Here is a 7,086-nt window from a genome sequence, read left to right as displayed (position 1 = left end):
ACAAGCGCTACGACGGCCATTACTTCGACAAAGAGTCGGGGCTGAACTACAACGTCAACCGGAGCTACAGCCCCGCTGCGGGCGCACGCTACACGCAGGCTGATCCGACGGGCTGGGATGGTGGGCCTAACCCTTTTGAATATGTCGGAGCGGACCCGCTCAACTACTCAGATCCGGATGGTTTGGTAAGACAACCTGGAAGGCCGATCGATCTGCTCCCACTTGAGGGCGGAGGTGGGATGGCGGGTGGAGCTGGCGGAGGATCTGGCAGTGGAGTCGCCCGAGGAGCGCCGCAACCACGGGTTGGTGGCGGCGCCAAGATCGAAAACATTGCGCCAAACGAAGCGATCCGGATTCAGAACGCCGCCAACAGAACGCAGGCGCCGATATGCCTGGTGGGAAGTAGAGCGAGCGGTACTGCGGGACCTCGCTCAGATTGGGACTATGTCATCAACGCGACCAGTAAAACTAGGCGAAGTGCTTCAACTTCTGTCCCGGGCGCTGGCAACCTCAAAGAAGGCGTACGCTCCAACGTAGACATCATGCCTCGTGGACCTGTCGACGAGACCAAACCCTTTATCCAGTTTTATCCGATAGGAAGCCAGCGATGAAGAGCATTGAGATCAAACTATTGAGCCCTCCGGAGAATTTTGCTGTTGTTCAGTTGCCCGAGCGACAGTATCCGGGCGTTGTCATCCAAGGCGACACGCTCGCAGCCCTCGTGAGTCAACTTGGAACGATGCGAGAGCATCTGCATATCAACGACCTTGAACGCCTCGCAGATGAACTTGACGAACTGGAGGAAAAATACGTCGAGGCCAAAGAGCACTATGAATCTGCATGCGCGACACATGGCATCTCGTTGCCGTATTCGAAATGAGCTTGCGCTCGGTGCACCACACTCGTTGAGAGACGGTAAGGCCGGGGTCATATCTGACCTCCTTCACCGACCGCTGCGGCATCACCACCTACACCCGTGACGCCTACGCACGGTGGTCGCCGAGACCCAAGTCCTGGCCAACGTCGTGAGCCAGCAGGTGGGCTATGAAAGAAGGTCCGCTGGTTCGCCTGTGTGGTCAAAACGAACACGCCAAGTTCGAACTGCGCACCGAGTTCATCTTGGTGGAAGGAATCAGCGCATATCAGCAAGGTGATTCGATCAGGAGCATGGGACACAAACCATGACATCACCCATCCACGCGGTTGGCTTGGTGGGCCGGCCGTCCAGAGCCAAAGCGATGTGATCCGGTGGGTAGCAGTCCGCGCAGAGTTTCTTTGCGCCGCGTGATAACCACGCGCGACCGATTCAATCCGCCGACAGCACCAGCAGCGCCCTTGCTTGTGCCCGCCCCACGCGCGCGATCCTGTGGTTCAGATACCCAGGAAAGTGGATGCAGTCACCTGCCTGCAAGCGCTCGGTGCGCTCGTTGAAGATCACGTCGATGGTGCCGGCCAGCACGTAGAGCATTTCCTGGCCTTCGTGCTGGGCTTGCACGGTGCCGCCGCTCTGGCCGGGGTAGACGATGAAGGCTTCGAAGGAGCCGACCGAGTGGCCGTGCAGCAGGGGCGCGATGCGGTGCTGGGCCGGCTCTTCGACCGGGTAGCCGGGCGCCAAGTCGGTGCCGCGTGTGATCTTGATGTCGGCCTTGTCGAGCGTTTCGCCGACCAGGTTGCCCATGCTGGTGCCGAGGGCCTTGGCCAGGCGGGCCATCATGTGGATCGAAGGCGTCTTGAGGCTGCGCTCCAACCGCGACACGTGCGCCTTGTGTACGCCGACCGCGTCGGCCAACTCCTCCACCGTCATGTTGCGCAGGCGCCGCAGCGCCTTGATGCGCGGCCCCACGCTCAGGAATGCGGGGCCCGGCGCTTCGTCGTCGGCGGCGACGGCGCCGACTGGCGGCGCGGCGGCACGCGCCGTCTTGCGCGCAGCGGTGGCGGTCGGGCGGGGGGTGCGGACGGTGCTTCGGGTCGCCATGGGTTAATGATGTTGACACAGGTCAACACGTTGACCAGAATCGGTCAACAAGTTGACTTCACGACAAGGACATCGAATGCAAGCCGACCAGGACATCCGGGACGCGGTCGACCGCGACCTGGAGAGCAAGACCACCCGTTCTTCATGGAGCACCGTCGAGCAGCTGGTGCTCGCCTGCCGCATGCTCGCGGCCGAAGGCCACTGGGCCAACGGCCTGGCCGGCCAGATCACGGCGCGCGGCGAGCAGCCGGGCACCTACTACACGCTCAAGTTCGGCATCGGTGCCGACGAGGCCGAGCCGCAGAGCTTCATCCTCACCGACGACGACCTGAAGCCGCTCGACGGCGTGTCGCTGCCCAATCCGGCCACGCGCTTCCACCTGTGGGTGTACCGCGCCAACCCGGCCGTGCAGTGCATCGTGCACACCCATCCGGCCGCGGTGTCGGCACTGGCCACCATCGACCGGCCGCTGGAAGTCGCGTGCATGGACGCCACGCCTTTCTACGAGAACTGCGGCCACCTGCGCGAATGGCCCGGGCTGCCCATCGGCAACGAGGAAGGCCGCCTGATCTCCGACGCGCTGGCGGGCCGCAAGGCGTTGCTGCTCGCGCACCACGGCCTGCTGACGGCCGGTGCCACGGTGGCCGAGGCTGCCACGCTGGCGATCTGGATGGAGCAAGCGGTGGCGGTGCAGCTGCGCGCCATGGCGGCCGGCACCATCAAGCCGGTGCCGGGCCATCTGGCCAAGGAATCGCGCGACTTCCTGCTGAAGCCGCAGATCACCGACCTGACCTTTCAATACTTCGCTCGACGCGTTCTGCGTGCGACTCCCGACTGCCTGGCCGCCTGAAAGACATCACGATGCAACGACGTTCCCTCCTCGCCGGCGCTGCGGTCGCCGCCGCCGTTTCGGCCCCGGCCATCGCGCAGACCCTTCCCGCGATTCGCTGGCGCATGCCTTCGAGCTTTCCGAAGTCGCTCGATACCGTGTTCGGCGGCGCGGTCGCCATCGGCGAGATCGTGCGTAAGCTCACCGACGGCCGTTTCACCATCACGCCCTTCGCGGCCGGCGAGCTGATGCCGCCGCTGTCGGTGCTCGACGGCGTGCAGAACCGCACTGTCGAATGCGGCCACACGGCCGGCTTCTACTACGTCGGCAAGGAGCCGGCACTGGCCTTCGACACCGGCATTCCGTTCGGCATGACGCCCCGCCAGCACCAGGCCTGGATGATCCAGGGCGGCGGCCTGGCGATGATGCGCGAGATCTACGACCGCTTCGATTCCGTGCAGATCCCCTGCGGCAACACGGGTGCGCAAATGGGCGGCTGGTTCCGCAAGGAGATGAAGAGCGTGCAGGACTTCCAGGGCCTGCGCATGCGCGTGCCGGGCCTGCTCGGGCGCGTGTACGCCAAGATGGGCGCGACGCCGCTGCAACTGGCGGCGGCCGACGTCTATCCTGCCCTCGAGAAGGGCACGCTCGACGCGGTCGAGTTCGTCGGCCCCTACGACGACGAGAAGCTGGGCCTGGCCAAGGTGGCGCGCTACTACTACGGGCCGGGCGTGATGGAGCTTGGCGCGTCGCTCTGCTTCATCGCCAACAAGAAGGCCTGGGCCGAGCTGCCCGACAGCTACCGCGCCGCACTCGAAGCGGCCTGCGCGCAGGCCAGTGCCGAGATGCTGGCCAAGTACGACGTCGGCAACGTGCCCGCGCTCAAGCGGCTGGTGGGCGGCGGGGCGCGGCTGGGCTACTGGTCGAAGCCGATCATGGATGCGATGCACAAGGCCACGCAGGAAGTGCTCAAGGAAGAGGCCGCGTCCAACCCGGTGTTCGCCAAGGTGCACGGCAAGTGGCGCGAATTCCTGGACGAACAACTGGTGTGGGCTTCGGTCAACGACGGGGCGGCCGAGCAGTACATGCTGGGCACCAAGCGCGGCACTGCCACGCGTTGAAGCCGCTCAGCGGCGGCCGTTGCGGCCGCCCGCGGCGGCGGCGCCCGTACCCGTGCTGCTGCTGCTGCGGGTGCGCGCGGAATCGATCAGCGCATCGCTGAACTGCTTGGCTGCCGGCGACAGCGATCGCCCGGTGTGCAGCACCAGCACCACCTCGCGCTGGATCGAAGGCCGGTGGATCGGCCGCAGCTGCAGCTGGAACGACTCGGCCAGTTGCCGCATCGAGCTGGTCAGGATGCCGATGCCCAGGCCGCCCTCGACCATGCCGGCGATGGTGAGTGGCAGCGAGGCCTCGTGGTGCAGGTTGAGCACCAGGCCCTCGCTGGCCAGCGCGAAGTCGAGCACCGTGCGCACCGGGTTGCCCTTGCGCGGGCCGATCAGCGGCTCGTTCAGCAGCTCGCGCCAGGCCACCTCGCGCTTGGCCGCCAGTGGATGGCCTTCGGGCAGCACGGCGTAGAAGCTCTCGTGCCACAGCGGCCGCATGCCCAGCTCCTGGTGGCTGCGGAAGGCGGTGCCCAGGCCGAAGTCGACCGCGCCGCTGTGCACCATGCTCAACACGTCGTCCTGCGACACGTCGAACAACTCCACCTTGATGCCCGGATGGCGCTCGGCGAAGGCGCGCATCACGCGCGGCACCACCAGGGCGGCCTGCACCGACGACGCGGCGATCGACACGCGCCCGCGGCCCAGGGTCTTGAGCTCGGTCGAGCTGCCGACCACCGCATCGAGGTCGGCCAGGGTCTTGCGCGCCAGCGGCAGGATCTCGGCGCCGGCCTCGGTCAGCCGCAGCATGCGCGTGTGGCGGTCGAACAGGCGCAGGCCCAACGCTTCTTCCAGCTCGCGCAGCTGCGTGCTCACGCTGGACTGCGGCAAGCCCAAGGCCTCGCCGGCACGCGTGAAGCTGAGCGCTTCGGCGACCGCGACGAACACGCGCAACTGGCGCAGGCTGATATTCATAGTGATTCGCGATGAATATATCGCGACGCCCCCGTTTTTCAGATAGGGCAAACCTGACAGCATGAGGCCATGCCCGTGGCGAAGCGGTCTTTTCGCCGGGTTGGCCTCCACTGTTCTCAGGAGCCCACGATGTTGCGTTCAACGCGCCTGCAGCCAGTTGCAGAGCATTTGCACTTGTGCGCGCTCGGCAGCGAGTTCGGCGGCCTTCACCTGGTCGCGAACGGCTTCGAGCCCTGCCGCGCCGGCTGTCATTGGCTTCATCGTTCGGCGCAGCGCGCGCAGCGGGGCGATGACTTCGTTGCGCCACGGGGCGACAAGCGTTCGTGCTTCTTCCAGCGCCGCGTCACCCAGCGGATGGCCTTGCGTCGTGGCCCATTGCGCGAACAGGTGCAACACGACATCCAGTCCTTCGTCGTCCTGGCGCCGCAACAGTGTTTGCTGCAGGGCAGGGTCGGCGTACAGGGCGCCGATGGCGGCCCAGGCGGAGTCGGCGTCGATGGGAAGTGGCATCGCTGGGCTTCGGTGGCCGACGGACTATGCCCGAACGCGCCGGCGCCCGCATCACGCCCTGTCCCTGTTTCGCTCCCTCTCCCTCTGGGAGAGGGCTGGGGTGAGGGCAGCGGCAGTCGATCAAGCGCCGCGCAATGTCGAAGGCCCGGTGCCCTCACCCCCGCCCTCTCCCAAAGGGAGAGGGAGCAATTCGGGGAGCAAGAATGAATTCCCCCGCCCGCCTCATCGTCGCCATCACCGGCGCCTCCGGCTTCGTCTACGGCCATCGCCTGCTCCAGCTGCTGCAGCCGACGGGCATCGAAGTCCACCTGGTCGTCAGCCGTGCCGCGCAGATCACCATGGCCTGCGAGACGCAGCTGCACCTGTCCGACGTGACGGCGCTTGCCGCCCGCGTGCACAAGAACGAAGACATCGGCGCCTGCGTCGCCAGCGGCTCCTACCGCACGCTGGGCATGGTCGTCGCGCCATGCTCGATGAAGACGCTGGCAGAGATCGCCCACGGCACCGGCGGCACGCTGGTGGCGCGCGCCGCCGACGTGATGCTCAAGGAGCGCCGCCGCCTGGTGCTGCTGGCGCGCGAGACGCCGCTGACGCTCACGCATATCCGCAACATGCTGGCCGTCACCGAGATGGGGGCGATCGTCGCGCCGACGGTGCCGGCCTTCTACGCACGGCCGCGGAACCTGGACGAGATGGTGGACCACTCCCTCGGCCGGGTGCTCGACCTGTTCGACATCGACGTCGGCGCAGTAAGGCGCTGGACGGGGCCCGCTTCGGGGCGTTCCTTCGACGAAGCCAAGCCAGAAGTTCAACACCAACCATGAAGCACTTCGAATACAGCGAACCCGCATCGCTGGACGAGGCCGTGGCGCTGCTGCGCGCCGGCCCCGCGCCGGCCAGCCTGATCGCCGGCGGCACCGACCTGATGGTGCAGATGAAGGAGCACGTGCGCCAGCCGGCCCACGTGATCAACATCAAGAAGATCCCCGGCATGGACGACTTCGCGTACGACCCGCGCGAAGGCTTGCTGCTCGGCGCGCTGGTCACTACGCGGCAGGTCGAGACATCGCCCGTCACGCTGCGCCACTACGCCAGCCTGGCGCGCGCGGCGACCGACTTCGCCTCGATCCAGGTGCGCCATCGCGCCACGGTGGTCGGCAACGTCTGCCGCGCCTCGCCTTCGGCCGATACGCTGCCCGCGCTGATCGCCGACGGGGCCGTGCTGCGCATCCACGGCCCGTCCGGCCAGCGCCGCTGCGCCGTGCAGGACTTCTGCACCGGCCCCGGCCGCACCGTGCTGGCCGCGGACGAGATCGTGACCCACATCGAGATCCCGGCACCGCCGCCGCGCACCGGCAAGGCCTACATCAAGCACGGCCGTCGCGCGCAGATGGAGCTGGCGACGGTGGGCGTGGCGGTGCGCATCACGCTCGACGAGCACGGCATCACGCAGGACCTGGCCATCGTGCTGGCTGCCGTGGCGCCCACGCCACTGCGCGCCGCGAAGGCCGAAGCCGTGCTGCGCGGGCACCGCCCCACGGCCGAAGGCCTGGCCCAGGCCGCACAGGCCGCCTGCGACGAAGCCCGGCCCATCGGCGACGTGCGCGGCAGCGCCGCCTACCGCCGCGACATGGTGCGGGTGCTCACGCGCCGCGCGCTCGAACAAGCCCTTGGGGAGATTTAGACATGCCAGC

The 7,086-nt window shown here is 67.0% G+C and carries 9 protein-coding genes; 6 read left to right on the top strand and 3 right to left on the bottom strand.

All coding sequences use genetic code 11. The features are described 5' to 3' along the window. Together B0W80_RS28675 and B0W80_RS35190 are read left to right on the top strand one after the other, a co-directional pair. Nucleotides 1-611, top strand: a 611-nt coding sequence (locus B0W80_RS28675; RefSeq protein ID WP_143684819.1) for an RHS repeat-associated core domain-containing protein, incomplete at its 5' end; no start/stop codon positions are given. Next, complete coding sequence (locus tag B0W80_RS35190) at nt 608-880, top strand: hypothetical protein (protein ID WP_077002557.1); 273 nt, start codon at nt 608-610, stop codon at nt 878-880. The genes B0W80_RS28675 and B0W80_RS35190, both read left to right, overlap by 4 nt. A 426-nt stretch (nt 881-1,306) precedes the next feature. Here B0W80_RS35190 and B0W80_RS28665 read toward each other — a convergent pair whose 3' ends face one another. Continuing rightward, nucleotides 1,307-1,975: a helix-turn-helix domain-containing protein gene (locus B0W80_RS28665; RefSeq protein WP_077002556.1), complete on the bottom strand. Its 669-nt coding sequence runs from the start codon at nt 1,973-1,975 to the stop codon at nt 1,307-1,309. A 76-nt stretch (nt 1,976-2,051) separates the two neighbouring features. On the opposite strand from B0W80_RS28665, the gene B0W80_RS28660 reads away from it, so the two are divergent. Further along, a complete protein-coding gene (locus B0W80_RS28660; RefSeq protein ID WP_077002555.1) occupies nt 2,052-2,825 on the top strand; it encodes an aldolase in 774 nt (257 codons plus the stop codon). 11 nt (nt 2,826-2,836) lie between these two features. Continuing rightward, nucleotides 2,837-3,925 carry a TRAP transporter substrate-binding protein gene (locus B0W80_RS28655; protein WP_077002554.1) on the top strand — a complete coding sequence of 363 codons (1,089 nt, stop codon included), beginning with the start codon at nt 2,837-2,839 and terminating at the stop codon, nt 3,923-3,925. Nucleotides 3,926-3,931: 6 nt separating this feature from the next. Here the strand turns inward: B0W80_RS28655 and B0W80_RS28650 are convergent, their stop codons facing one another. Together B0W80_RS28650 and B0W80_RS28645 are read right to left on the bottom strand one after the other, a co-directional pair. After that, nucleotides 3,932-4,882, bottom strand: coding sequence for a LysR family transcriptional regulator (locus B0W80_RS28650; RefSeq protein ID WP_077002553.1), 951 nt, complete (start codon nt 4,880-4,882; stop codon nt 3,932-3,934). 138 nt (nt 4,883-5,020) lie between these two features. After that, on the bottom strand, nt 5,021-5,392 hold the full coding sequence (locus B0W80_RS28645; protein WP_077002552.1) for a TIGR02444 family protein: 372 nt from the start codon (nt 5,390-5,392) through the stop codon (nt 5,021-5,023). A gap of 203 nt (nt 5,393-5,595) precedes the next feature. Between B0W80_RS28645 and B0W80_RS28640 the strand changes: the two genes are divergently transcribed. Both B0W80_RS28640 and B0W80_RS28635 read left to right on the top strand, forming a co-directional pair. After that, the gene (locus tag B0W80_RS28640; RefSeq protein ID WP_077002551.1) at nt 5,596-6,216 is read left to right on the top strand and encodes a UbiX family flavin prenyltransferase; all 621 of its coding nucleotides are present in this window, start codon (nt 5,596-5,598) and stop codon (nt 6,214-6,216) included. Beyond that, on the top strand, nt 6,213-7,076 hold the full coding sequence (locus B0W80_RS28635; protein ID WP_077002550.1) for a xanthine dehydrogenase family protein subunit M: 864 nt from the start codon (nt 6,213-6,215) through the stop codon (nt 7,074-7,076). The genes B0W80_RS28640 and B0W80_RS28635 overlap by 4 nt, the downstream gene beginning before the upstream one ends. Nucleotides 7,077-7,086 lie beyond the last annotated feature (10 nt).

The organism is Variovorax sp. KK3, assembly GCF_001984055.1.
Classification (GTDB): domain Bacteria; phylum Pseudomonadota; class Gammaproteobacteria; order Burkholderiales; family Burkholderiaceae_C; genus Variovorax.
Note: the sequence above shows the minus strand (reverse complement) of the source record. Positions and strands in the feature narration are given on the sequence as shown.

What these genes read in the sequence shown, in the direction of transcription:
- B0W80_RS35190 (WP_077002557.1), top strand. Translation starts at nt 608, where the DNA reads ATGAAGAGCATTGAGATCAAACTATTGAGCCCTCCGGAGAATTTTGCT.
- B0W80_RS28640 (WP_077002551.1), top strand. Translation starts at nt 5,596, where the DNA reads ATGAATTCCCCCGCCCGCCTCATCGTCGCCATCACCGGCGCCTCCGGC.
- B0W80_RS28665 (WP_077002556.1), bottom strand. Translation starts at nt 1,975, where the DNA reads ATGGCGACCCGAAGCACCGTCCGCACCCCCCGCCCGACCGCCACCGCT.
- B0W80_RS28645 (WP_077002552.1), bottom strand. Translation starts at nt 5,392, where the DNA reads ATGCCACTTCCCATCGACGCCGACTCCGCCTGGGCCGCCATCGGCGCC.
- B0W80_RS28655 (WP_077002554.1), top strand. Translation starts at nt 2,837, where the DNA reads ATGCAACGACGTTCCCTCCTCGCCGGCGCTGCGGTCGCCGCCGCCGTT.
- B0W80_RS28650 (WP_077002553.1), bottom strand. Translation starts at nt 4,882, where the DNA reads ATGAATATCAGCCTGCGCCAGTTGCGCGTGTTCGTCGCGGTCGCCGAA.
- B0W80_RS28660 (WP_077002555.1), top strand. Translation starts at nt 2,052, where the DNA reads ATGCAAGCCGACCAGGACATCCGGGACGCGGTCGACCGCGACCTGGAG.
- B0W80_RS28635 (WP_077002550.1), top strand. Translation starts at nt 6,213, where the DNA reads ATGAAGCACTTCGAATACAGCGAACCCGCATCGCTGGACGAGGCCGTG.